This is a genomic window from Rhizobium sp. UFLA01-1127 (genome assembly GCF_059803845.1).
On the sequence record NZ_JAUQTZ010000007.1, the window covers coordinates 18,960 to 43,036 of the forward strand.

Consider the following 24,077-nt stretch of genomic DNA (forward strand, 5'->3'; position numbering starts at 1 on the left):
GTTTCGGCCCTCACAAAACACACGGGCAGCTCTTAAGTTTCAAAGGTTCTCTTCATTTTGCATGCCGGAGGCTGCGACGTCGGGCACGGCTGCGGGAGCGAGGACGCGAACATGCCGGTCAGAACCATGCTTCATTCATAGCGGCACCGCCTTGCGGTGATCATGCCTGCAAACTGGGGCAGTTGAAGTGGTTCTTGCACGGCGGCGAACAAGGGATCTTCGGCAGCGAGGTTTTACCGCCGTCACATTCCCAAGGTTCATACCCGTAATGCGAGGCGTTCCAGGCAACGACGAATGCCGGCATCCTCTGCGTGCCCGCTGCAACATGCGAGTTGATCGTGTCCGGCGCTTAGGCGGAACATTGCGGACGCTGGCTGGTTTCCCTGGCTCAACCAAGGAGACGAAAATGGCAAACGATGAAGACGATATCGGCAAGGTGTGGGATCTGATCGACAAGATCGGGTTCTGCATGCTCGTCACGCAGTCCGGCAGCGATTTGCGGGCGCGGCCAATGTTTGCATATGTGGAGCGCATAGAGAATGCGATATATTTCCTGACCGACACCGCCGGTCACAAGGACGAGGAGGTCGCCTCCCATCCCAACGTCTGCCTTGCCTTTGCTGATTCCAAAGGCCAGAAGTACGTCTCCGTATCGGGCACCGCCGAAATCCGGAACGACCGTGAGAGGGTTCAGGAACTGTGGACGACGCCTGTGAAAGCGTGGTGGGACAGTCCCGACGATCCATCAATTCGTGTCTTGAAAGTGACGCCGTCATTCGCGGAATACTGGGACAGTCCCGGCACGGTGATCAGCTACATCAAGATGACCGCGGCGGCCGTCAGCGGTTCGCGTCCCCACATGGGCGACAATGCCAAGGTTGAGATGTAGGCGATTGATTCCTCCGCCTCGCAAGTGCCCTTTCGTCTCGCTGTTCGCAGGCCGCAGATGAAGGAAGGGAGTTGATCGCGGGCAGGGCCAATGCCGCGATCGGTCAGGCCCGCGCTTCGATAATGTGATCAGAGACTGCGAGTTTGGCCCGAATGCCTGCCTTCGCCGAATTCCTCGACGATCTTCGCGCAAAAGGCAGGCAGATCGTCGGGCTTGCGGCTGGTGACCAATCCCTGATCGGTGACGACCTCCCTGTCGACCCAGCTGCCGCCCGCATTCTCGATATCCCGTCGGATCGACGGATAGGACGTTACCGTGCGGCCCTTCAAAACATCGGCTTCGACGAGGAGCCATGGGCCGTGGCAGATGACGCCGACCGGCTTTTGTTCTTCGAAGAACGATCGTACGAACGAAACGACATCGGCGTTCGCCCGTAGCTTGTCCGCACCGACGCAGCCGCCGGGAACGACAAGCCCGTCAAAATCGCTTGCGGAGAGACCCTTCACCGCCTTGTCGACATTGTAGTCGCTTCCCGGATCGAGATCATGGTTGTTCGTCGTCGCCCTGTCGGAATTGATGCCGACGGTGGTCACCTTAGCGCCAGCTGCCTCCAGCGCCTCCTTGGGTTTTTTGAATTCAGGATCCTCGGTGCCGCGTGGAGCAATAAGAATAGCGATCTTTTTCGCTGAGAGGGTCATCATCTTCTTCCTGCTTTGTTGAGGGGTTGTAAGGTCATATGCCGAACCGTTCCAAGACGTGGAAGTTCCAGCATCGTCGCTTAATCAGCCTCGCTTCGGCGTATCGGAGTGAAATGGTGCCCCGCGATGGTTGTTCGTGATGAAGTTCGTCTGGAACAATTGGAGGGCCGTTCGGTTTGATGCCTGCGGAATGTCGGCAGCAAGCCTCGCGTCGAAATCCAGCCGTCAAGCTCCGCTTATGAGAACTCCCGCCCTGGATTCGTAAGTCTTATGTTCAATCTGGTCCGTTCTCGCCACCGCCCGCCGCACCGTCCCGACGAAGCCCCGACCTCCAGCAATGCCGGCCGCGGCAGAGTGGGCGTTCTGACATTTCATCGCTGCATCAATTACGGATCATATTGGCAGGCCCGATGTCTGATCGATGGGCTGCAGGCGAGTGGGCTGAACGCCGTCTTGCTCGAGCATCGATCGGAGCGTATCGACCGTGCGGAGTGGCGATGCGCGCTCCAACCACTCCTACCGCTATCGACAAGTCGCGACGATTTCCTCCTCTATAAGAGCAAGATACGCAAGTTCTTCGAGGCGTCTGCGAGACTGCCTCGTTCTGCTCCATTCTCGCTGGACAATCCCGGCGGCATGGAAGAATTTCCGCTCGTGATCGTCGGAAGCGACGAGGTCTGGAACCTCACGCATCCCTGGTATGGCGGCTACGGAGCGTTTTATGGCGAAGGGCTGCGGGCCGATCGCCTCGTCTCCTATGCAGCGACGTTTGGAAACTTCAACTCCCCAAACCGATTGATGGGGCAATGGGCCGAAAAGCTGCGAAAATTTTCACGGATTTCGGTTCGTGACTTCAACTCGAAGCGGCTGATCGACGATGCACTTGGGTTGGACGTCGAATTGGTGCTCGACCCATGTCTGCAATTTCCCGAGGCGATCTTGAGCGTTGGAAAGCATGAAGGTGCGTCAGGCTACTTGGGCGTCTACGGACACAGTTTCCCAGGCTGGTTTCAGCGGGCGGTCCGCCGCTGGGCCGACGCACGGTCGCTCACCCTGATGAGCATTGGCTATCGTAACGACTGGGCGGATGAACAATGGATCGACGTCAGTCCCGAGGATTTTGCGCGGCTCATCGCGGCTGCAGAGGCGGTGGCGACCAACTTCTTTCATGGCTGTGTCTTTTCGCTGGTCAACGGCAAGCCGTTTGCCTGCGTTCTTTCAGATTATCGATCCAACAAGCTGCTCGATCTTACCGCAGCGGTAGGTGCTCGGCAGAACGTCATATTCGAGGAAACCCCACCTTCACATCTCGATCGAGCCCTCGGCGAGCCGCCGGGATCATCGGCCTCCCGGCGCATCGCCATTCTGCGTCGCAACTCCAGCACCTATCTGCAAGATGTCGTCCAACAGGCAACATGATGGGCATGAAACCCGAGCGTTACCGAACCGGAACGAGATCCTCCGCTCGGGTCTTTGCATCGGCTGCGGCGCCTGTGCGGTGTCGCTGACGGCGGCCAAAGCAAGCATGAGTTTCGACGCTTACGGCCAATTGAAACCGACCGGTCCGCGGGAATGGCTGCATGATCGCGACCGCAATTTCTCGCGAACGTGTCCCTTTTCTCCCATGGCCCGCAATGAGGACGAACTGGCCGAGCATCTTTTCCCCGCGGCACGAATCCGCGATCATCTGCTTGGCCGCTACGAGGCCGCCTTCGTCGGCCACGCGGAAGAAGAGGATTTTCGGGCCAACGGAAGTTCCGGCGGCTTGGTCACCTGGGTTGCGGCGGCACTTCTACGGCGAGGACTTGTCGACGGTGTGGCTCATGTCACGGCCGTCGACGCTGCGGCAGACGGGGATCGCCGCCTGTTCCGATATACGATTTCCCGCAGCCTGGAGGCGATCAACGCCGGTGCAAAATCGCGATATTATCCAGTCGAAATGTCCGAGGTTATCGAGACGATCAAAGCTGTCCCCGGCCGCTACGCAATCGTTGCAATCCCCTGCTTTATCAAGGCTGTAAGGCTTTCCTGCGCCGCCGATCCTATATTGAAGGAGCGTATTGTTTTCACGCTCGGGCTCTTTTGCGGGCATATGAAAAGCGCGCGCATGGCCGAAAGCTTTGCCTTGCAAATGGGACAGGACATCCGCGACGTAGCGCGGTTCGACTATAGGACGAAACGTCCCGATCGGCCGGCGAACTGGTATCGCGCCGAATTGACGCTGCGCAACGGCGAGACGCGCGGCCGGGACTGGTGGGATATGGCGGACGGCGATTGGGGCGCCGGGTTCTTTCAGAACTCCGCCTGCAATTTCTGTGACGACGTTGTTGCCGAGACAGCCGACATCGCCTTCGGCGATGCCTGGAAAGAACCCTACTCCGCCGACGGACGTGGGACCAACGTGGTGATCGTTCGATCGCCCGCGCTTCTTGATCTTGTGCGCGATGGAATGGGGTCAGGGCAGATCGAATTGTCCGATGTCGATGCAGCCTTTGTGATCGCTACCCAAGCGGCAGGCTTTCGTCATCGCCGGGAAGGGCTGGCATTCCGGCTCTCATGGCCTCGATGGGGCAAGCGCCCTCAAAAACGTGTCGTAGCAGCAAGAGGCGGCTTAAGCGGCCGACGCATGGTGATCTACGCAATGCGTTACGGGATCAGCTTTTGGAGTCATCGCGTCTTTTGGCTTGCACGCCGGCTGAACTGGCCTTGGCTCTATCTCGCCTGGGCTCGCACAATGCTGGCCTGCTATCATGGATTTGCCTATTCCCGTGGACCCTTGGGGCGGATATTGGACCGGTTCGCTTCATCGGCGGCCGAGGGCAGCGATTGAAGGGGTCGGTGAGCCTGTCGCGGTGCGTAGCGGTCCACCATTTCGCCGCAAAACGCGGCGAATTCCTCGGGTATCAGAGGCGCGCTGGTATGGTGCGGAGCTATGCCCCGATGCTCGGGGGTGAAGCAGAAAGTTACAGTCACCTCGAAATCGCTAAGGCTATGCATCTGCCGGTCAAACCAGTCGAGGGCATTGGGGCGGAACCGGTCTGCCCATGACAGGCCCGTTCGCACCGACCTCACGCCGAGCCGCCTCATCCAGGAGACGGCGTCGTCGAGTCTCGGATCCTCGAAGTGGAACCATTGGACAAGTCCGAAATCGGGCGTATGTCTCGCGAACTCTTCCAGCGCCGGCTTTGGCGTGCCGTCCTCGCGTAAAATGCCCATGTAGAAATGTCGATAATACGAGGAGCCTTCAGCCTCGCGATGGCGGGTCGTCGCCTCCCAGGATCGGGGAAGATCATAAAGGCTGTACCATTGGCATCTTGCTGCCTTTCCCTGCAGCAGCTCGACGGTCCGCCTTAGTCCCCAAAGTTGAACCTCTTCTGCACCGAAGCTGGATGCGCCCACCTCGCTGACCCAAATCGGCAGCTCGGTGACCGCCCTTATCTCATCGATCTTTTCCGGCCACTCGTGGATTTGCCACAGGTTCCAGTCGAGCGGAAAGCCGTGGACGGCGACAGCATCGACATAATCGAGCACGCCATAATTCTTCATGAGAGTCATGAAACCGGAATCGATCGGAGAAATGCCGCCAAGGACTTTGATGATGTCCGGATTCGACGCTTCTATCGCGTCGGCGGCGAGCTTGGCCATATGGGCAAAGCGAGACCAATCTGGATCGATCTCTGGGTCCCAGTGAGATTTGTTGTTCGGTTCGTTCCAGATCATCGCTGCTTCGATCATTCGTTTCTCCAGCTGGGAACTCAGGGGTTCATCTCGTTGAGCGTAAGGATTTTCGCACCCCAATCGCCGATCGCCACGGTGGTCACGGAAGCAGGCGCAATGTCGAATCTTGGCCAGGCGTCGATAGACAAACCGAGCAGATGGCAGACGATTGCCTTGATGACGTCGCCATGCGAAACCAGTGCCAGCCTCTTGTCACTGTCCCTATTCGCGAGTGTTTCCATCAAACCCCAGGCGCGATGTTGGACGTCCAGTATGCTTTCGCCGCCCGGTACGCGGCTGAGGCTGCGCAGGCTATTCCAGCGGTGCCAATTCGGATCGCCGTTCAAGACATCGAACGTTTTTCCCGTCCAGCCGCCAAAGTCGACCTCATCCAACGCGTCTACCGTCTGCGGCGGATCGAGGCCGCAAGCTGCAGCGATTGCCGCAGCCGTCTCCTGCGTGCGCTCGCGAGGACTGGCGTAGATCGCCCCGATATTCTCTCGTTTCAGGCGCGCTCCCAGCCGATTGGCCTGTGCCCTTCCGGCCTTGCCGAGAAGCACACCGTTCTTCCGACCGGCGAGAAAGCCCCCGACATTGTCATGGGCGGCATGACGTACCAGAAAGAAGGTTACCGTCATTCCGCGGCTCCAGCCGGCGTGTCCTCTCGGTCTTCAATAAAGGCCTGCGTGCGCCGCCGCGCTTCATGGTCGGTGAATTGCTGAGGGGGCGACTTCATGAAATAGCTCGACGGACCGACAAGGGGGCCGCCGATACCGCGGTCGAGTGCCAGTTTTGCGCAGCGAATCGCATCGATGACGACGCCCGCTGAATTGGGTGAATCCCATACTTCCAACTTGAGCTCCGCATTCAGCGGCACACCACCGAATGTCGTTCCCTCCAGTCTTATGTAGGCCCATTTCCTATCCGTCAGCCACGCCACATGATCGCTCGGGCCGACATGGATGTCCTGCGAGGGAATCGGAATGTCGAGCTGACTGGTAACCGACTGTGTCTTCGAGATTTTTTTTGATTCCAATCGCTCCCGTTCGAGCATGTTGAGGAAGTCGGTATTGCCTCCAAAGTTCAACTGATACGTTCGATCGACCTTGACGCCGCGCTCCCGAAAAAGGTTGACAAGCATTCGATGAACGATAGTCGCGCCGACCTGACTTTTGATATCATCGCCGATGATCGGCAGGCCGCGTTCGGCGAATTTCCTTTGCCACTCGCTTTTCGAAGCCATGAATACGGGAATGCAATTGATGAAGGCACATCCGGCCTCGAGCGCCTGTTCCGCATACCATTTGGTAGCCTCTTCCGAGCCGACCGGAAGATAGGATACCAGCACATCCGTGCGCGCCTGGCGCAGGACATCCACGACATCGGCGACCGGTTCGCTCGATTGCGGGATTTCGTCCTGCAGATATCGCCCTATGCCATCAAGCGTCTTGCCGCGGCGTACCTTGACGCCGGTTGCCGCGACATCGGCAAAACGCATCGTATTGTTCGGCTGCGCGTAGATGGCTTCGGCAACGTCGCATCCCACCTTCGATGCTGCGACGTCGAAAGCGGCACATATTTCGACGTCGCGCACATGATAGCCGCCGACGTCAACATGCATGAGACCAGGAACCGGCTCGTTGGCTGCGACGTTTCGATAATAGGTCAGCCCCTGAACAAGGGACGACGCGCAATTGCCGACACCTACAAGGCCGACGCGGATCGGTTGCTTATGCATATCCATCTCCAGCATCTACAAAGCATTGCCCAAACAAACCGGAGCAGCATGGGTTCCCGAAAAAATTACTGCCGGCACCGCAGGATCATTGCTCCTCCTGGGCTGTTTGGCACGCATGTTGGCAACAAGGAGATCGACGATGCTGGTTTTTGGCGACATCGCGCGCTCGGAAGATGCCGCTGGTGTTCGAAGGCGGATCGCCAAAGCCATGTCTGCCTGCGCGGCGCTGCCGCCGGGGCGAAAGCGGCACGAGCTGCTGGTTCGCTGCTTCATCACAACGGCTGAACTCGCCCAGGGTTTGGCTGATCAGAAATTCGACGAAAGAGCCGTCGATGACATCTGCGAAGCCCACGACGCCGGTGCCAGGCTCCTGCTCCTGCAAGCCCAGGGGATATTGCATTCGTGGAAAGAAAACTTCCTTGGCAATATGGTTTTTCCGGAACAATGGCCTCTCCTGCTTGCGCAGCTCGACAGTCGGGAGCCTGTGCGCATGAAACGAGCGGAAGGCTATGCCTTTTACGCCCTTTATCCGGAGGGCTATCTTGAAGCCGCCTTGAAGTCGGGACTGTCGCCGGAAACAGTGGTGATTGGCATTCGCAGCATTGGCATGAGCTTGGCGGCGCTGGTTGCGGCAGCTCTTGGTTCCGGTCCAGCTTATTCTGTCCGCCCGGCCGGGCACCCATTCCATCGTCACCTTCATATCGGCCAGCAGCTGGGCGGCCGCATTCTGGCCAGACAGGACGTCGATTTCGCCATAGTGGACGAAGGTCCCGGATTGTCGGGCAGCTCCTTCGGTTGCGTTGCCGACTGGTTATTGGCCAATGGCGTCTCTCCCTCGCAACTTCATTTCTTTCCGAGTCACGCAGGCGACCCCGGGCCATATGCCAGCGATGCGCATAGCCGGCACTGGAAAGAACGACCGATACATGTTGCTGCCGCGCAGGAACTCATGATTACCCTCACCAAGGGGCCGCGCAGCCTGCGCACATGGGCAAGCGAACTCGTGGGCGCCTGCAATCCCTCATGGCAGGATCTTTCCGGCGGCCGTTGGCGCTCGCTTCTGTATGAAGATCCGGAAAGCTGGCCGCCAAGTTACAGGCAGCAGGAAAAGCTGAAATTTCTGCTGGCCGAAAACGACAGGCGCTGGCTCGTCAAATTTTCCGGCCTCTGCGAGGCGGGGGCCGATAAGGTCCGCCGCGGTATGTTGCTGGGCGAGGCCGGGTTTTCGCCTGCACTCAGCGGTGCTTGCTATGGCTTCGTCGTTGAGGAATGGGTGAATGGAAGGACCGCCGAGACCTCCAAGCCGGCCCGGGAATACCTGATCGATCACATCGGCCGTTATCTCGGCTTTCGCGCCCGCCATCTTCCGGCTCAGCATGGGGGAGCATCGCTTGGCAATCTCTGCCTGATGGCTGTCAGCAATGTCGAGGAGGCGGTCGGCGTGGAGGCGGCAAGAAAACTCGAGCAATTGCTGATGCGCCGGCATCATTTGGCCCGGTACCTGCGGCGCGTCGACACGGACAATCGCCTCCACGCCTGGGAATGGTTGGTGCGCGATGACGGACGTCTTTTGAAAACTGACGCGCTCGATCACAATGGCGGCCACGATCCTGTGGGATGCCAGGATATCGCCTGGGATGTTGCCGGCGCCTGTGTCGAATTCGACCTGTCATCCGCCGAGCGAGATCAGCTTGCCTGGATCGTCGTTAGCGAGGCGAACTGGACGCTGCGGGAAGATGTGCTCACTATGTTTGAAGCATGCTATCTCGGCTTTCAAATCGGCCTGTGGTCAATGGCGGCTGCCGCCGACGCCGATGATGTGGAGCAGCAGCGGATAAAGAAGGCTGTCGGTCGCTATGAGGGCCGTTTGCAGCAGCTGTTGCGAAGCCGAGCCTGATCTTTCTGCGGCGCCTTCGATGACGTCTTGCTGACCCCATTGCGCACGGACCGGTGCGAACATCAGCGACATGTGCGTGCTCACGGCGAACTCGCGTTGAGCTCGGCGAGCGCGCATTTCAGTCTTAGACGATTGGGATCCGCGACGTCGAGTTTGTCCCAGGGAACGATGTAACCGGCCGGTCGTCCCTTAAAACCAAAGGGGCGCAGAACGACGTTCCCGATCGTCGTTGCCGATAGCCTTTCAAGCAGGCCAAGAGCGCCGAGATGATACTCGACGACGATGAAATCATCGTCCGCAGCTTCCGCTTTGATTTCCTCCAGGCGTCCGACCGGCTGATCATTTACGTCATGAACTTGCATTCCAAGCAGAAGCTCCAGGTGAATCTCCGTCACGACCGTCCTCCCGGTATGTGATTGAAGATATGTTGTCTCAGCCATTCCTGCGTCTGCTCGAGTGGTGTTTCGCTGTCGTCGACGTCAACTTCGATATCGACCCCCACATCGATGACTTTCGACCACGGAATCCGATAGGGATGCCGATCGCGGCTCGCTGACGCCATGTGGACAAAAGCGGGCAGCCGGCGAGACAGGCGCAAGCTTAACCTTCGCAGCAGCGTCACATAACCCATTTCGATAAAGCCGATCTTGAGGCGACCATCCGTTTCGGTCGTAAGCACAAGTCCATCGACTTTTCCGATACGAGCCTGCCTGCGATCGACGACCTGTTTATCGAGAACATCGCGTACAAGATACATATCAGCCTCCCAGGATTTCCAAGGGTGTGGTTACAATCGAAAGGACGAAAGCCATCGCGACGATGAATATGACGGCAGTATTGCTGATCCACCCGTTTTTGTGTTCTCCCACATAAGTCGGGTCGTTCATCAAAATGAGGAACGGAACGACGCCGAACGGCAGGCTGAGAGCGGTGAGTGCCATCGAGAAAATTGTGATCTGAAGCGGATCTATGCCGACGGCAATCGGCGTGAAGGCAACCAGAAGACATGCGGTATAGACCAGGCAGAAGGCGGGATTGTCTTTCGGCTTCATGTTTTCCGACCAATTCCATCCGAAGCCCTGTGCAACCAGGTAGGCCTGCGCCAGGCTCACTTCGAGCGCCGCGCCGAGACAGGTGATCCCGAGCGAGATTGCAAAGAGATAAAATCCCCATTTACCAAAGGCGGGGGTGAGGATCATGGCAACCTGTTCATATCCTTCAATGTCTTCGATCCCTTTGGAAGGATAGACCATCGTGGCCAGAACCAAGATGGCAGCAGTGATGATTGCGCCGAAACTCATGCCAAGGGTGGCGATAGCGCGATTGGCGCCGAAGTAGCTCTTGTCCCATTCGTCCTCGATGGCGCCTGAGGAATAAAAGTAAAGCAGATAGGGAGAAATGACCGCACCCAATATGCCGACGATGATGAAACTGTAATGCAGCGGATCTCTGCTCGGCAGCACCGGCACGAGACCTTTGGCGATTTCCCCCCACGGCGGATCCATGACGAACACCGCGACGACGAAGGAAAGCGCCACAAGACCCAAACACGATATGCCATTCTCGATAAGACCAAACGTGCCGCGCCAGAGCAGCAGCCAGGCGGCAAATGTCACCGGCAATGACCACCAGGGATATTTCACTCCCGTCAGGAACTGGAGCGCAAGCGATATGCCTCCGATCTCGGCCGCAAGAACCAGAAGATTGACGATGAAGGCTATGGATATCGTCAAAAGAAAAATGTTGGAGCCGAAGCGATCTCGAATTCCATCAACGATCGTATAATGGCTTGCGATTGCGAAGCGCCCGGACATTTCAACAAGGAAAATCACACAGATCGTGCCCAGCACAACCGCCCAGAGCGGAGTATATCCGTAGGCTGCCCCCGCCTGACCGGAGGTTGCAATATTCCCGGTCTCAAGAAAGCCGCCGATGCTTGTAATGATGCCAAGAGATATCTGCAGCAATTTCTTCATTGTGCCGCTCCGGATTTGGCTCTCCATTCGCCGTTGAGGCGCCGCAGATCCTGCAGATTTCGTGAAGACCCGTCCGTCCGGCCATCGACAATTTCGTCATGTGCGGCGGCGATAGTCGCACTCAGCCGTCCGGCCAAAGCGGCCAAATTCTGAGGAGATGCGGGCAGCTCCTTCGAAAGGTTGGCGATCTCCTTTCCGCACCTTTCCAAAGTCAGAGCGGCAAAGCTGTCCGGCACCAGCATTTTTGCTCGCGCGTCCAAAACCATCTCGGCTGTTGCGCTCCAGGAAAGTATTCCGCGAATTTGGCGTTCGGTCTGTTCCGGCCCATCGGAGCATGAGGTGACGCCCATCGACAGCAGGGCAATAATGAAAAATTTCACGACAAGGTCCTCGTGCAGTGCCGCCCGCGCCCCGGCTTTCAATATAATCGAATAAAAGCGGGTGAGTTCCCTCGCGGCGACGGCGGAAGTTTTCCGCCTTGCCATGGTCGGTGGGCGGTCTCACGCGACGCGGGCGCCAGATTTGACTGCCGACCCCCAGCAATGCGCAATCCGGCGGCACGAACTTGCGCGCCACGGATCTGAACGGCATGGAACAGAATAGCTCGCCGTTGGTTCTTTGTGCGAACGAGGATCTTCATCATGGCTGCACATCCAGACAACCAATTAACGGATGCGTCCGTCAGATCCGCGACGAGCCTGGCAAAGCCGGCGAGCGACATGTCGCGATTCCTTGCGCGCGACACTGTATTGGACGATCGCGCCTGCAAATGGAGGAAATTATCCTCGAAATGGCGCGCAGGCATTGCGAGTGCCGATTAACGCCGCGCAAGGTGGAACATCGAACATGTCTTGGGAGGTCGACAGAGAATTCCTTGATCGCACGTTCTGGATCGCCATTTTCTTGGTAGGTCTCGGTGCGGCCGCCGTTGTCGGCCTTGCACGCGAAGGGCGGCAATATCGAACGGCTCCTCCAGTCGAGGCCGCCTTGGATGGGCTGCGCCTGATGCCGAACGGCATCAGCGGCGCTCCTCCCGAAATCTATTTTGCTCTTGGCAAACCCTACGAGACCACCGCTTACGATCTCAGCCAGGGCAAACGGCTTTATTCGTGGTTCGGTTGCGGAGCATGCCATGGCGACGGCCGCGGCGGGACCGGCCCCTCTTTCCTGGATGGCTGGTGGCTCTATGGCCCGGAGATGGTGTCGATCGCGGCCTCCATCCGAGACGGCCGCCCGCATGGCATGCCGGCTTTTCGCGACAAGATGACGATAGACGAGATCTGGCAGCTCGCAGGCTATGTCCAGACGATCGGAGCATATAAGGCCAAGACCACCGCGCCGAGCCGCAATGACGACAAGCAGACGCGCCCGGCGGAAAACCGCGCGCCGGCGGCAATCCTGTTCGACGAAGGTCCTGCCGGACCGAACGCAGTGCCGGAGCAGCCCCATTGAAAGCGGGTGCTGCCGTTTTCCTGTTCCTGTCGGTCCTCCTGATTGCAGGATGCAACGGCGCCCAGTCGGCGCTGAATGCCGAGGGGGCATCGGCCGTTCAGCTCAAGCACCTCATCATCGGGATCGTGGTTGTCTGCGGTGTCGTGTGGGCGCTCGTCATGATCGTTGTGGTCCTGGCACTGCTGCGCGCCAGGACGCAGCGGGAAAGTCCAAGCTCCGAGAGCGAGCGGCGGATGGGCAAGCTGGTGACGGCGGCGGTTGCAGCGACCGTTGTCATCATCGCCGGTTTGACGATTGCGAGCTTCTATGCGACGCGCGGCCTCGGCGTGTCCGAGGATGCCGGTCTCACGATCAAGGTTCGCGGCCAGCAATGGTGGTGGCAATTCTTCTACGATGAGGCGGACCCGGCCAAAGCGTTCCAGACAGCCAATGAGATGCATATCCCGGTTGGCGTCGATATTCGCGTTCAGCTCGAAAGCACAGATGTCATTCATTCTTTCTGGGTGCCGAGCCTCGCCGGCAAGCGCGACCTCATTCCCGGCCGAAAGAACACTATAACCATACGGGCAGATCGCCCGGGCGTTTATCGCGGTCAATGCGCGGAATTCTGCGGGCTTCAGCACAGTCACATGGCGCTGTTCGTCATAGCCGAGGACATGGCTGCCTATCAACGCTGGGCTGCCGCACAGAGGGCCAACAGCGTGTCGCCAGCCGACGCGGAAGCAATTGCCGGCAAGGCACTTTTCATGCGCAAGCCCTGCGCCGCATGTCACGCGATACGCGGGACGGACGCATCGGGATCGACCGGGCCGGATCTGACCCATGTCGGCAGTCGCCAGACGATTGCGGCGGGGCTGCTCGACAATACCCGCGGTTCACTTGCCGCCTGGATTGCCGATCCGCAGACACTCAAACCCGGGAACAATATGCCGATGGTTCCACTCTCCAGTGACGAGCTGCGGCAGCTTTCCGCCTACATGGAAAGCTTGCAATGACCAAGGACGACAAACCCACACAACCGACGGATCTGATGTTCGATGACGGCGAGCTCGAACGGCGGCTCGCGCAGACCTGGATGACACCGGCTGGTGTCTGGGGTGCCTTGACGACAGTCGATCACAAGATCATCGGCCGCCGCTACATCGCCACCGCATTCGTCTTTCTCGCCATGGGCGGGCTGCTCGCACTCGCAATGCGGCTGCAATTGGCGCAGCCGGAGGCGCGTTTTATCGGTCCGGACCGCTACAATCAGATTTTCACCATGCATGGCTCAAACATGATGTTCCTGTTTGCCGTGCCGGTCATGGAAGCCATGGCTGTTTATCTCGTGCCGCTCATGGTCGGCACCCGCAATATCGCCTTTCCGCGCTTGAATGCCTTTTCCTATTGGATCTATCTGGCCGGCGGTCTGCTATTATGGATCTCGTTTGCGCTCGATACCGCGCCCGACGTCGGATGGTTTGCCTATGTGCCCTTGTCCGGACCGCAATATGGCGCGGGCAAACGCGCCGATCTCTGGGCGCAGATGATCACTTTCACGGAAGTCGCAGCCTTGGCCGTTGCGGTGGAAATCGTCGTCACCGTCTTCAAACAGCGTGCGCCCGGCATGTCGCTCGACCGCATTCCGCTGTTCGTCTGGTCGATGCTCGTCACGGCCTTCCTCGTCATCATGGCCATGCCGGCGATCATGCTTGCCAGCTCATCGCTGATCCTCGATCGTCTCGTCGGAACGCATTTCTACAATCCCGCGGAGGGCGGCGATGTGCTGCTGTGGCAGCACCTGTTCTGGTTCTTCGGTCATCCCGAGGTTTATATCATCTTCCTGCCGGCCGTCGGCATGGTATCGACGATTGTCGCGACCTTCTCCCGCCGTCCCGCATTCGGCTATCTTCCGCTTGTCATGGCTCTGATCGCGACGGGAATCCTGGCTTTCGGCCTCTGGGTCCATCACATGTTCGTCGTCGGTCTGCCGCGACTTGGCGAGAGCTTCTTTACCGCTTCAAGCATGGCGATCGCCATTCCGGCCGGCATCCAGATATTTTGCTGGCTGGCGACGTTATGGGGCGGACAGCCCGTGTTCAAGACACCGCTGCTGTTCGTCATCGGTTTCATCATAACCTTCGTCATCGGCGGTCTGACTGGGGTGATGGTCGCGTCGGTGCCGTTCGATACTCAGGTACACGACACCTATTTCGTCGTCGCGCATTTCCATTACGTTCTGGTCGGCGGCGCCGTCTTTCCATTGCTCGGCGCCATCTATTACTGGTTTCCCAAGATAACCGGACGGATGATGAGCGAGACGCTCGGCCGCTGGGCATTCGGATTGATCTTTTCCGGCTTCAATCTGACATTCTTCCCCATGCATATCCTAGGGCTCGAAGGCATGCCGCGACGCATCTACACCTATCAGCCGGAAATGCCCTGGGCTGGAATGAACATGTTCGTGAGCCTTAGTGCCCTCATCCTTTCGCTGGGGTTCCTCGTCTTTTTCATCGATGTCATCCGCAGCGCGCGGTTCGGGCAGATCGCAGGCGAGAACCCGTGGGGCGCCTCGACGCTCGAATGGGCGACGCCGTCACCGCCGCCATCCTTCAATTTCCGCCGTATTCCGGTGGTCGGCGCACGCGATCCTCTATGGTCGCAGCCGGATGAACTCGCGGTTGCTGGCGGGTTGCGCACCGATCGGCGCGAATTGATCGTCAGCAGCGTCGTCGAGGCGCAACCCGAAGCAAGCGAGTCCTCGCCCCGAAATTCGATCTGGCCGCTCCTGGCGGCTCTTGCCACCACGGTGATGCTGATCTGGTCAATCTTTTCGCCATGGGCCGTCATATGGGGATCGATTCCGATCGGGATCACGTTGACCGGCTGGTTCTGGCCGAAGCACACGCCGGAGGATGAATCATGAAGGAGCGCGTCGTCCTCGACGTTTCAAGGTTGCCGCCCCATGGCATGGGAAGGGCAAGCCCGACCTGGTGGGGAACCTGCGCCTTCATGCTCATCGAAGGTTCCGGCTTCGCATTGGCGATCGCGGTCTACTTCTACTTGATGAGCCTCGCCCCGCACTGGCCGATCGACGCCCCGGCGCCCGGCCTCGTCCCCGGAACGGCCCTGACCGCGATATTGCTGTCAAGCGTCGTGCCGAACATTCTCCTCTCCCGCTGGGCACGGCAAAGAGATCTGCGCAAGGTGCGGATCGGGCTTGTTCTGATGTCGGCGCTTGGGGCGGTGCCGTTAGTCTTGCGCGCTTTCGAATTTGCCGTCCTCAACATACGCTGGGACGACAATGCCTATGGCTCGATCATATGGACCATGTTGGGGCTTCATACGACCCACATCGTCACCGACCTCATCGACACGCTGGTACTGACCTGCCTGATGTTTACCAGGCATGCCGATAATCCGCGCCGCTTCGGCGATGTCGAAGATAATGCAATGTACTGGAACTTTGTCGTGGTGGCTTGGATTCCCTTATACGCATGCATTTACTGGGTGCCACGCCTATGATGACCGCAGCGGTAAGATATGGGGGATTGATCCTTGCCCCGCTTGTGTGGGCCGGCAATACCCAGCTTGGCCAGGTTCTCCCTTATGTCGATTGCAGCCGCCATACCTATTGGTCGCTACTGACCTCTTTCCTTGCAATTCTGCTTGCGCTGGCGAGTGCGGCGGTCTCGCAGGTCGGCTCGACGCCGGAGGAGGCGCGAACGGGGCTGTTCCTTCGCCACCTCAGTGTCCTCGTCGGGCTCGTCTTCGCCTTCGCGCTTTTCCTGCAGGGGGGAGCCGCGTGGCTCTTGAATGCATGCGAACATTAGCCGTCTTCGTGATCCTGCTGACGACGGTGCGGCAGGCTGCCGCGCACGGCGCGCAAGCACATCTCTTTCATTCGGTCTGGACGACCGACCCGTGGATCGTAACACCGCTAGCGGTTGCGGCTTTTCTTTACGGTCGAGGTTGGTGGAGACTGTGGCGGCGCGCTCGAATGAGCCGGCCCGTCGTGGCGAAGCGCGCCCTTTGCTATGGGGCCGGCTGGCTGACGCTTGCCGGTGCGCTGCTGTCTCCATTGCACTGGCTCGGAGAGCAGCTTTTTACCTTCCACATGATCGAGCACGAAATCATCATGGCGATCTCAGCTCCGATGATCGTCATCGCGCGGCCAGCGGCCATGTTCCTCTGGGGACTGCCGGATCCGCTGAGGCGCTGGACGGGGAGGGCGATGAGACGAGGCTTCATGCGGATCGCCTGGCGCTGGCTGAGCGGTGGAACCAACACCACCCTGCTGCATGCCGTCGCCATATGGGCTTGGCATGCGCCGATCCTGTTCGATGCCGCCGTCGGCGATGTCGCGCTGCATCGTTTCCAGCATCTGAGCTTTTTTGCCACCGCTATCCTGTTCTGGTGGTCGATCTTCTGGCGCAGCAATCGCGGTGTCGCGGCATGGCATTTGTTCCTGACCATGCTGCACACCGGAGCGCTCGGTGCGCTGATGGCGCTTGCGCCGCGCGTCCTCTACGTCGCGCAGACACACGCTGCGGAAACATGGAGGCTTACGCCGCTGGAGGATCAGCAGCTCGCCGGGATGGTCATGTGGATTCCTTCCGGGACGATTTACGCAGGCGCGGCACTGGCAATGGCAGCCCTGTGGATCGCGAATGCCGGCAGGGGAGCGAACCATGTTCAGCCTGTTCGTCCTTTATAAATATCGCGGCATCTGGTTGGGTGCGGCAGCCATTGCAGTGCTTTGCACTCTGATCGGCACGAATGTGGCAAAGAATGCGCAGCAGCGCCTGCAGGTCGCGCGCGTGCTGACTAAAGGCGGGGATCCCTCCCGCGCACCGCCGATCTTTCGCCGGTACGGCTGCACCGGATGCCACCAAATCCCCGGAATAGCCGGCGCCGATGGTCAAGTGGGCGGGGCTTTGGAAGGCCTTCAAAACCGGGTCTATATCGCCGGCGTCGTCAACAATACGGGTGATAACCTCGTTCGGTGGATCGTGTCGCCGCAGGATTTTTCGCCCGACACGGCAATGCCGAAAACAGGGATTTCGCAGGCCGAGGCGCGCGATCTCGCCGCCTATCTCTACACTCATTAATCCCGTTCAAGGATGCGGCGTCGGTCGAGGAGGCAGGCTCTTGATATAGCGCGCGATGGCATCGCGATCGCTTTGCGGCAGCATGGCCATGTTGGTGACGACCTCGGCCATGGAGGAGCCGACGCGGCCATGGTTCGGCGTATTGCCGCTCTTCAGCATTTCCGCGATGTCGGCTTCGGACCAATTTCCGATCCGGCTTGGCGTGATATTTGGAACGAAGCCCGTGTCTTCAGGATCGATGCCGCCGGCAAACCGCGTTTCGGGCTTTATGGCACCGAAGATGTTGCGCGACGAGTGGCATTCGGCGCAATGGCCCAGGGTCTCGACCAGATAGCGGCCACGAGCCAGGACAGGATCGCTGCTATCGGCGCCTGATATCTGCCCTTCATGGAAGAAGAGCAATTTCCAAAAGCCCAGCAGGCGGCGCATGCGGAACAGGAAAAACAGATCATGCGCGGGCGCGCGGCCTGGAACCGGAGCCAACGTCCTAAGATAGGCCCTCAGATCCCTGATGTCCTCGAGCCGCATGCCTGTGTAGCTGGGATAGGGAAATACCGGATAGTAGTGCTGATGTCGCGGCGAAACGCCGCCGATCAAGGCATTGGCGAGATCGACGGTGCTCCATCTTCCGATGCCATCGACCGGATCGGATGAAATATTGGGTGCACGAAACGTGCCGAAGGGCGAGGCGAGCGCCAGGCCGCCGCCCAGTTTCAGGCGATCCTTCTGGCCGGGAGTCGCATGGCAGGACGCGCAGTCGCCGGCCGCGAAGATGAGCCGACCCCGCGCCGGATCGCCATTGTCCTGAAGGCGCGGATCATCCGCTGCGAAAGGTATGGCGGGTTCGCTCGCCACCCACGCCACTATGGCAGCCACAATGGCCACCAGGGACAGCCCAATCAGAATGCGCATGGTTCTATCGACCGCTCCGGTAAAGCTCAAGCGATGGCGCACCCATAGAACTGATGATGACGCCATCCGTTCCGTCTTGTGGGCGGCCGGCTCCGGTCAGCGATCATAGATGGCATCGATGAATGCTGCCGAGGCGATCAGTCTCTCGCATGCGGAATCATAAGCTTGGCCGGCGGCAAGGCGCTTTGCCCATTCTGCGGCGGCCCGGCCACCCCATTCATCCGGCGGCGCGGCAAGGATTTCCGTCCGGGTTCCACGATGATGCTCTGCGATGAAGTCGTAGAAGGATCCGCCGACATTGTGCAATGTTGCGCCGCCCTTGGTTCCATAGAAAGCAGCGCTGATAATGGCATCGCAACCTGCATGCAGGCGCCACGAACATGCGAGCCGCAAGACGGTGCCGGTCGATAGCGTAGCCGTGGCGACAGCAAAATCCTCGACACCATTGCCATCGCCCCGAATGGGTGTCCCTTCCCGCAAAAGTCTGGTCTCGATTTTCGTCACGTTCGGAAAATCGAGCGTCCAAAGTGCGAGATCCGCCAGATGAACGCCAAGGTCCATGACACATCCGCCACCCGACAGCGCCTTGTCGTAAAACCAGGCTTTGTCCGGCCCGTAGGCATTGTGAAACACCAGGTCTACCGCGAAAATATCCCCGAGTTCGCCATTTTGGACGAGATCGCGAATGCGGCGCATGCCGCTTGTCTGACGGTAGGAGAGATCTACGTCCAGCAGCTTGTTCGCCGCAAGGGCAGCTTCGATCACGCGCTCGACTTCCCTGCGCGTACGGCCAAGTGGCTTCTGGCAGAAGACGGCGATGCCACGGTCCAGAGCCTCCATCGACTGTTGAGCATGCAGTGCGCTGGGAGTGGCAATGACAATGCCATCAAGATCCTCTTTCAACAGCGATTCAAACGAGCCTGTAACTGCCGCCTCCGGCGCCAGCTCCCGCGCCGCTTCAGCCATGGCTGCCGATGGGTCGCAGATCGCAGCCGCTTCGACCAGGCCGGTCTCCATTATGGCTTTCATACGATGTCGCCCGATCCATCCCACACCGAGGAAACCGAGCCGAGGAGGGCGGACGATCGCTTCACGCGCAGTGTTGATGCCGAGCCCGCTCATGGATAGATAACCAAGGCTTTGACGAAGCCTTCGGGACGATCCCGCGTCATGTTCAGGGCTTCATCGAGACGCTCCAGAGGAAAGCGGTGGGTATAAAGTGGCAAAGGATCGAGACGGGCACTGCGGATGGCAGCAACCGCGTCGCGGATGCCTCCGACGTAGATGGCGGGATCGCGCTCATGGGCGTTGACAACGTCGAGGCCGCGCCAATTCCATAATTGCATGTTGATGTGCCTCGGCCCATCCTGGTGATAGCCGGCGACGACGAGCCGCCCACGCTCGCGGGTCAGTTCCGCCGCCAGGTCAAGCGGCCATTGTTTGCCGACAGCCTCAATGACCCGATCGCAAAAACGGCCCTTCGTGAGCCGTTTCACCTTCTCGATGATCTGCCAGTGATCGTCGAGGAGAATGGTCTCGCTCGCCCCCGAGCGTCTTGCAAGATCGAGCGAAAAGGGCCGTTGGGAAAGAGCGATCACATGTGCGCCCGCCGCTGCGCAGAGTTGCGTCAGCAAGGTGCCGAGAAAGCCGATGCCGACAATGGCGACCGTCTGTCCCGCAGTGATGTCGCTGCGCTTGAAGATATTCAACGCGCAGCCCAGCGGCTCTCCGGGAAGCGGCTGGCCGTCGAGCTCTCTGGGTAGGCGAACGACGGCGCTTTCGTCGACGACATCATGGGTGGCATAGGCATGCTGGCCGAGTGATGCGACGCGATCGCCGATCGCCACACCCTGGACATTCTCTCCAATGGCATCGACGATACCCCAGCCTTCGTGACCGAGGCCGCCAGGTTCGGTGGGAAATTGCATCCATTCGGGGCCAGCCCACGGTATCAAATTAGAAGCGCAAACGCCGCAGCCTTCAAGCCTGATCCGTAGCTGGCCTGGGCCGGGTTGCGGGAGTGGCATGTCTTCTATGTGCAGCCGTCCGGCCCCTGTGACGACGGCGGCCTTCATGATCTGTGTCTGCATGGGTGTCAAAAGGTTCATCAAATTCTCCCGCAGATGTCGGCGACTGTGGCCGCGTGCGTGCGGCGCCCTCGAAATCCGCCTAACTTTGTCGGGTCCGGCTTGTTCCGCATGATGTTGTTGAAGAAGAACCAGGCTGCCGTCTCATGCGCTGACAGCGCAGGAAGACTGCGCGGCGCAGTGACGTTGTTGATGTCATTGATGAAGACAAAGATGTCATAGCTTGAGGAACATTCCTCGCGGCCCGCGGTTGGGGGGCGGTCAAAACCCCTTCAAGTTACAGCTCAGGACGAACGATGTCACGCATTCTTGTTACCGGTGGTTGCGGCTTTATTGGCCGTCATGTCACTGAAGAACTTCTCGAAAACGGATATGAGGTCCGCATCCTCGATGCGTTGATCGATCAGGTACACGGCGGCACCGAACCGTCCCGCCCGTCGGGTGTGGCTGAAGTCATCTGTGGCGATGTACGCGACAAGCAGACCGTTCGGAAGGCGCTGCAGGATATCGACGGCGTTGTTCATCTCGCCGCTGAAGTCGGCGTCGGACAGTCCATGTACGAAATCGCCCGGTATGTCGGAAGCAACGATTTTGGCACCGCGGTACTTTTGGAATCGATGATAGGCATGCCGGTCAAGCGTATCGTCGTCGCCTCTTCCATGAGCGTGTATGGCGAGGGCATGTACCTTTCGCGATCGGGAAAGCGTTTCGGCTTCATTCGTCGCGACGGCACGCAGTTGAGGCAGGGACATTGGGATCCGCTGGACCCGAGTGGCGAGGCGCTTGTTCCTGCTCCGACGGACGAGGAGAAGCTGGTCGATCTCGCCTCAATCTATGCGCTCACCAAATTCGCACAGGAGCGTCAGGTCCTCATCTTTGGCGAGGCCTATGGCGTCGAGGCCGTGGCGCTCAGGCTCTTCAACGTTTTCGGCGCCGGTCAGGCGCTTTCCAATCCCTATACCGGCGTCCTTGCCAATTTCGCGTCCCGGCTTGCTAATGGCCGCCCGCCGATGATCTTCGAAGACGGCAGGCAGCGCCGCGATTTTGTGCATGTACGAGACGTCGCGCGCGCCTTCCGTCTTGCGCTGGAGCAGCCGCGAGCCCCGGGTCACGTCGTCAATATCGGCAGCGGTCAAGCCTACGAGATATCTCAGGTCGCCATGCTGCTCGCCGAGGCGATGGGCATGCCGCAAGTCGCGCCCGAGGTCACCGGCAAAGCCCGCTCCGGCGACATCCGGCATTGTTTCGCCGATATTTCCAAAGCTCGGGAACTGCTTGGTTTCGAACCGCGGCATCGTCTCGACAATTCGCTTGCTCCGTTTGCCGAATGGGTTCTCGCCACGGGCGCCGTTGACAGGAACGCGGAGATGACGACGCACCTTCAAGAGCGGGGACTTATGTCATGAGACGAAGAAGCGCACCCATCGTCGTCGTCGGAGGCAGCGGTTTCATCGGCAGTAATCTAGCCGACAGCTATCTAAGGGACGGCGAGGATGTCATCGTCCTCGACAATCTTAGCCGTCCCGGAGTTGAGGAAAACCTTCGGTGGCTGAAGGAGAACCACGGCGACCGCGTTCATCCGGTGCTCGCCGATATCCGCGACGCTGGCGCCATGGAAGAGGTTTTTTCGGACGCGAAAGCCGTCTTCCATCTTGCTGCGCAGACTGCTGTAACGACCAGCCTCGTTCATCCGGTCGACGATTTTGAAATCAATGCGCGCGGGACGGTCAATGTTCTGGAAGCCGTGCGCAGGACAGGACGCGATATCCCACTGGTCTTTGCCAGCACCAACAAGGTCTATGGCAATATCGAGGAGATCGCCATGCGAGAGCTCGACGACCGCTATGTCCCGGCCGACGAGATGCTGCGTGCGCATGGTTTCGACGAAAGGCGGAAACTGGATTTTTGCACGCCCTATGGCTGCTCCAAGGGCGTCGCCGATCAATATGTACTCGATTATGCCCGATCCTTTGGCATGCCGACGGCCGTACTTCGGATGAGCTGTATCTACGGGCCGCGACAATTCGGCACCGAAGACCAGGGGTGGATTGCTCATTTTCTCAACTGCGCGCTGCAAGGCGCCCGGATCTCGATCTATGGCGACGGAAAGCAGGTGCGCGACATTCTGCATGTCTCCGACGCTGTTGCCGCCTACCGCGCCGTCATGCGAGCGATCGACAATGTGAAAGGCAGGGCCTTCAATCTCGGCGGCGGCCCGCAAAATGCGGTCAGCATCGGCCTTGCCCTGCGCGAGATTCAGCATCTGACCGCCGGCCAGCTTGAAATAGTAAACCGCGACTGGCGCGCCGGTGATCAGGTCTATTTCGTCGCCGACACGCGAGCATTGCGGAGCGCGGTAGGATGGAGGCCCGAAAGGAACTGGCGCGACGGTATTTGCGACCTGCATGACTGGTTGATCGAAAACCGGTTCCCGGCTTCCCGGATACGCCGGTCGAGGAGGGCGACGGCATGAACGCCACGCTCGGAGTGAACCACAGCCGATTTTCGCCGCCGGCCTCTTTTCGAACTCACCTGGCGCAGCCCCATCGTATTCTCATGACAGTCGATGCCGTTGGTGGCGTCTGGCGCTACGCCATGGACCTCGGCAGGGCACTGAGGTCCTGTGGTGTCGAGACTGTTTTTGCCGGCTTCGGACCGCCACCATCTGCCGAACAATCTTGTGAAGCATGCGACGTCGGGACGTTGATTTGGCTGAATGCTCCTCTCGATTGGACGACAGACAGTGAAGAGCGCCTCGACGTCATTCCTGATCTGTTGGCTGGATTGGCGCAGGAGCATTCGATTGACTTGCTGCACCTTAATTTACCATCGCAGGCCGCGGGTCTGAATATCGACCTGCCTGTGGTCGTGGTCTCGCATTCATGTGTCGTCACCTGGTTTGAAACCGTGCGCGGCAGCAATGTTCCAGCGGCCTGGCTTTGGCAGCATCATCGCAACCGGCTCGGCTTCGATCGTGCCGATATGGTCCTGGCGCCAAGCCGCAGCCATGCGAACGCGCTGGGTCGTAGCTACGGGCGGATCGTCAATCTCGATGTCGTCCATAACGCCTGCAGCTTCGACCCCGCGCCTGTGCCAAAGCAGGAGTTCGTGCTGGCGGTCGGGCGCTGGTGGGACGAAGGCAAGAACGGCACGGTTCTGGACCAAGCCGCCGGCCTTTGCCGCGCACGAGTGCTGATGGCAGGACCGACCGCGGGACCTGCCGGCCAATCCGTCGCAATCTGCAACGCGGTCTGCCTCGGGGAGATGCCGCATCGAGACATGATGGCGCTCATGTCGAGCGCTGCGGTGGTGGCATCTCCTTCCATCTACGAGCCTTTCGGTCTTGCAGCTCTTGAAGGAGCGCGCGCTGGTGCCGCGCTGGTGCTGGCCGATATTCCCACCTACCGCGAGCTTTGGAATGGAGCGGCGCTTTTCGCCGATCCGCGCGATCCCCGATCGTTTGCCGATGCGCTCGACAGGCTCATTGGCGATGGCGCCATGCGAACGACACTTGGCGAACTGGCGCAACGGCGCTCACGCGAATTTTCCGCCGACGCGCAATGTCAGTCGCTTTTGACGGTTTATTCACGCGCCATGCATCGTTCCTGTCTCTTCGGATAA

The 24,077-nt window shown here is 59.4% G+C and carries 26 protein-coding genes; 14 read left to right on the plus strand and 12 right to left on the minus strand.

The window, feature by feature from the left end:
* Positions 1-406: 406 nt before the first annotated feature.
* Positions 407-889 carry a pyridoxamine 5'-phosphate oxidase family protein gene (locus Q4Q11_RS03025; protein ID WP_498568564.1) on the plus strand — a complete coding sequence of 161 codons (483 nt, stop codon included), beginning with the start codon at positions 407-409 and terminating at the stop codon, positions 887-889.
* Between the two features lie 128 nt (positions 890-1,017).
* On the opposite strand, the gene Q4Q11_RS03030 is transcribed toward Q4Q11_RS03025, so the two are convergent.
* Positions 1,018-1,587 (minus strand): type 1 glutamine amidotransferase domain-containing protein, encoded by a 570-nt coding sequence (locus tag Q4Q11_RS03030; RefSeq protein ID WP_113217001.1) that lies wholly within the window; start codon positions 1,585-1,587, stop codon positions 1,018-1,020.
* Between the two features lie 270 nt (positions 1,588-1,857).
* Between Q4Q11_RS03030 and Q4Q11_RS03035 the strand changes: the two genes are divergently transcribed.
* A complete protein-coding gene (locus Q4Q11_RS03035; RefSeq protein WP_498568565.1) occupies positions 1,858-3,006 on the plus strand; it encodes a polysaccharide pyruvyl transferase family protein in 1,149 nt (382 codons plus the stop codon).
* Positions 3,007-3,112: 106 nt separating this feature from the next.
* Positions 3,113-4,417: a Coenzyme F420 hydrogenase/dehydrogenase, beta subunit C-terminal domain gene (locus tag Q4Q11_RS03040; RefSeq protein ID WP_498568566.1), complete on the plus strand. Its 1,305-nt coding sequence runs from the start codon at positions 3,113-3,115 to the stop codon at positions 4,415-4,417.
* Here the strand turns inward: Q4Q11_RS03040 and Q4Q11_RS03045 are convergent.
* From Q4Q11_RS03045 to Q4Q11_RS03060, 4 genes are all read right to left on the minus strand, one after another.
* The gene (locus Q4Q11_RS03045; protein ID WP_498568567.1) at positions 4,348-5,322 is read right to left on the minus strand and encodes a glycoside hydrolase 5 family protein; all 975 of its coding nucleotides are present in this window, start codon (positions 5,320-5,322) and stop codon (positions 4,348-4,350) included. The two genes, Q4Q11_RS03040 and Q4Q11_RS03045, sit on opposite strands and share 70 nt — an antisense overlap.
* 20 nt (positions 5,323-5,342) lie before the next feature.
* Complete coding sequence (locus tag Q4Q11_RS03050) at positions 5,343-5,942, minus strand: histidine phosphatase family protein (protein WP_498568568.1); 600 nt, start codon at positions 5,940-5,942, stop codon at positions 5,343-5,345.
* On the minus strand, positions 5,939-7,042 hold the full coding sequence (locus Q4Q11_RS03055; RefSeq protein WP_498568569.1) for an inositol-3-phosphate synthase: 1,104 nt from the start codon (positions 7,040-7,042) through the stop codon (positions 5,939-5,941). The genes Q4Q11_RS03050 and Q4Q11_RS03055 overlap by 4 nt, the downstream gene beginning before the upstream one ends.
* 85 nt (positions 7,043-7,127) lie before the next feature.
* The gene (locus tag Q4Q11_RS03060; RefSeq protein WP_498568570.1) at positions 7,128-7,487 is read right to left on the minus strand and encodes a hypothetical protein; all 360 of its coding nucleotides are present in this window, start codon (positions 7,485-7,487) and stop codon (positions 7,128-7,130) included.
* 45 nt (positions 7,488-7,532) lie between these two features.
* Here Q4Q11_RS03060 and Q4Q11_RS03065 point away from each other — a divergent pair, with 45 nt between their 5' ends.
* Positions 7,533-8,939, plus strand: coding sequence for a hypothetical protein (locus Q4Q11_RS03065; protein ID WP_498568571.1), 1,407 nt, complete (start codon positions 7,533-7,535; stop codon positions 8,937-8,939).
* An 80-nt stretch (positions 8,940-9,019) separates the two neighbouring features.
* Here the strand turns inward: Q4Q11_RS03065 and Q4Q11_RS03070 are convergent, their stop codons facing one another.
* The 4 genes from Q4Q11_RS03070 to Q4Q11_RS03085 are packed head-to-tail and all read right to left on the minus strand — an operon-like array spanning position 9,020 to position 11,400.
* The gene (locus Q4Q11_RS03070; protein ID WP_498568572.1) at positions 9,020-9,334 is read right to left on the minus strand and encodes a PRC-barrel domain containing protein; all 315 of its coding nucleotides are present in this window, start codon (positions 9,332-9,334) and stop codon (positions 9,020-9,022) included.
* Positions 9,331-9,696: a hypothetical protein gene (locus Q4Q11_RS03075; RefSeq protein ID WP_498568573.1), complete on the minus strand. Its 366-nt coding sequence runs from the start codon at positions 9,694-9,696 to the stop codon at positions 9,331-9,333. The genes Q4Q11_RS03070 and Q4Q11_RS03075 overlap by 4 nt, the downstream gene beginning before the upstream one ends.
* Position 9,697: 1 nt before the next feature.
* The gene (locus tag Q4Q11_RS03080) at positions 9,698-10,915 is read right to left on the minus strand and encodes an Nramp family divalent metal transporter (RefSeq protein ID WP_498568574.1); all 1,218 of its coding nucleotides are present in this window, start codon (positions 10,913-10,915) and stop codon (positions 9,698-9,700) included.
* Positions 10,912-11,400 carry a hypothetical protein gene (locus Q4Q11_RS03085; protein WP_498568575.1) on the minus strand — a complete coding sequence of 163 codons (489 nt, stop codon included), beginning with the start codon at positions 11,398-11,400 and terminating at the stop codon, positions 10,912-10,914. Before Q4Q11_RS03085 ends, Q4Q11_RS03080 begins: the two co-directional genes overlap by 4 nt.
* A 361-nt stretch (positions 11,401-11,761) precedes the next feature.
* Between Q4Q11_RS03085 and Q4Q11_RS03090 the strand changes: the two genes are divergently transcribed.
* The 7 genes from Q4Q11_RS03090 to Q4Q11_RS03120 are packed head-to-tail and all read left to right on the plus strand — an operon-like array spanning position 11,762 to position 17,457.
* The gene (locus Q4Q11_RS03090; protein ID WP_498568576.1) at positions 11,762-12,367 is read left to right on the plus strand and encodes a c-type cytochrome; all 606 of its coding nucleotides are present in this window, start codon (positions 11,762-11,764) and stop codon (positions 12,365-12,367) included.
* Positions 12,364-13,362 carry a cytochrome c oxidase subunit II gene (gene coxB, locus Q4Q11_RS03095; protein ID WP_498568577.1) on the plus strand — a complete coding sequence of 333 codons (999 nt, stop codon included), beginning with the start codon at positions 12,364-12,366 and terminating at the stop codon, positions 13,360-13,362. Before Q4Q11_RS03090 ends, coxB begins: the two co-directional genes overlap by 4 nt.
* Positions 13,359-15,272 carry a cytochrome c oxidase subunit I gene (gene ctaD, locus Q4Q11_RS03100; protein ID WP_498568578.1) on the plus strand — a complete coding sequence of 638 codons (1,914 nt, stop codon included), beginning with the start codon at positions 13,359-13,361 and terminating at the stop codon, positions 15,270-15,272. Before coxB ends, ctaD begins: the two co-directional genes overlap by 4 nt.
* Entirely contained in the window at positions 15,269-15,871 is a 603-nt protein-coding gene (locus tag Q4Q11_RS03105) for a cytochrome c oxidase subunit 3 (protein WP_498568579.1), read from the plus strand. The genes ctaD and Q4Q11_RS03105 overlap by 4 nt, the downstream gene beginning before the upstream one ends.
* Positions 15,868-16,179 carry a hypothetical protein gene (locus tag Q4Q11_RS03110; RefSeq protein WP_498568580.1) on the plus strand — a complete coding sequence of 104 codons (312 nt, stop codon included), beginning with the start codon at positions 15,868-15,870 and terminating at the stop codon, positions 16,177-16,179. The genes Q4Q11_RS03105 and Q4Q11_RS03110 overlap by 4 nt, the downstream gene beginning before the upstream one ends.
* Complete coding sequence (locus Q4Q11_RS03115) at positions 16,167-17,063, plus strand: cytochrome c oxidase assembly protein (protein ID WP_498568581.1); 897 nt, start codon at positions 16,167-16,169, stop codon at positions 17,061-17,063. The genes Q4Q11_RS03110 and Q4Q11_RS03115 overlap by 13 nt, the downstream gene beginning before the upstream one ends.
* Positions 17,038-17,457: a c-type cytochrome gene (locus Q4Q11_RS03120; RefSeq protein ID WP_498568582.1), complete on the plus strand. Its 420-nt coding sequence runs from the start codon at positions 17,038-17,040 to the stop codon at positions 17,455-17,457. Before Q4Q11_RS03115 ends, Q4Q11_RS03120 begins: the two co-directional genes overlap by 26 nt.
* A 6-nt stretch (positions 17,458-17,463) precedes the next feature.
* Here Q4Q11_RS03120 and Q4Q11_RS03125 read toward each other — a convergent pair whose 3' ends face one another.
* The 3 genes from Q4Q11_RS03125 to Q4Q11_RS03135 all read right to left on the minus strand — a co-directional run bounded on the left by Q4Q11_RS03125 (position 17,464) and on the right by Q4Q11_RS03135 (position 20,477).
* Complete coding sequence (locus tag Q4Q11_RS03125) at positions 17,464-18,369, minus strand: c-type cytochrome (RefSeq protein ID WP_498568583.1); 906 nt, start codon at positions 18,367-18,369, stop codon at positions 17,464-17,466.
* Positions 18,370-18,465: 96 nt separating this feature from the next.
* Positions 18,466-19,491, minus strand: a complete 1,026-nt coding sequence (locus Q4Q11_RS03130; protein ID WP_498568584.1) for a Gfo/Idh/MocA family protein — start codon at positions 19,489-19,491, stop codon at positions 18,466-18,468.
* Positions 19,488-20,477 (minus strand): MDR/zinc-dependent alcohol dehydrogenase-like family protein, encoded by a 990-nt coding sequence (locus tag Q4Q11_RS03135; RefSeq protein ID WP_498568585.1) that lies wholly within the window; start codon positions 20,475-20,477, stop codon positions 19,488-19,490. Before Q4Q11_RS03135 ends, Q4Q11_RS03130 begins: the two co-directional genes overlap by 4 nt.
* Before the next feature lie 275 nt (positions 20,478-20,752).
* On the opposite strand from Q4Q11_RS03135, the gene Q4Q11_RS03140 reads away from it, so the two are divergent.
* From Q4Q11_RS03140 to Q4Q11_RS03150, 3 genes are read left to right on the plus strand one after another with little or no spacing between them, the layout of a single operon-like run.
* Positions 20,753-21,862 carry an NAD-dependent epimerase/dehydratase family protein gene (locus Q4Q11_RS03140; protein WP_498568586.1) on the plus strand — a complete coding sequence of 370 codons (1,110 nt, stop codon included), beginning with the start codon at positions 20,753-20,755 and terminating at the stop codon, positions 21,860-21,862.
* Positions 21,859-22,929 (plus strand): NAD-dependent epimerase/dehydratase family protein, encoded by a 1,071-nt coding sequence (locus tag Q4Q11_RS03145; protein WP_498568587.1) that lies wholly within the window; start codon positions 21,859-21,861, stop codon positions 22,927-22,929. The genes Q4Q11_RS03140 and Q4Q11_RS03145 overlap by 4 nt, the downstream gene beginning before the upstream one ends.
* A complete protein-coding gene (locus tag Q4Q11_RS03150) occupies positions 22,926-24,077 on the plus strand; it encodes a glycosyltransferase family 4 protein (protein WP_498568588.1) in 1,152 nt (383 codons plus the stop codon). Before Q4Q11_RS03145 ends, Q4Q11_RS03150 begins: the two co-directional genes overlap by 4 nt.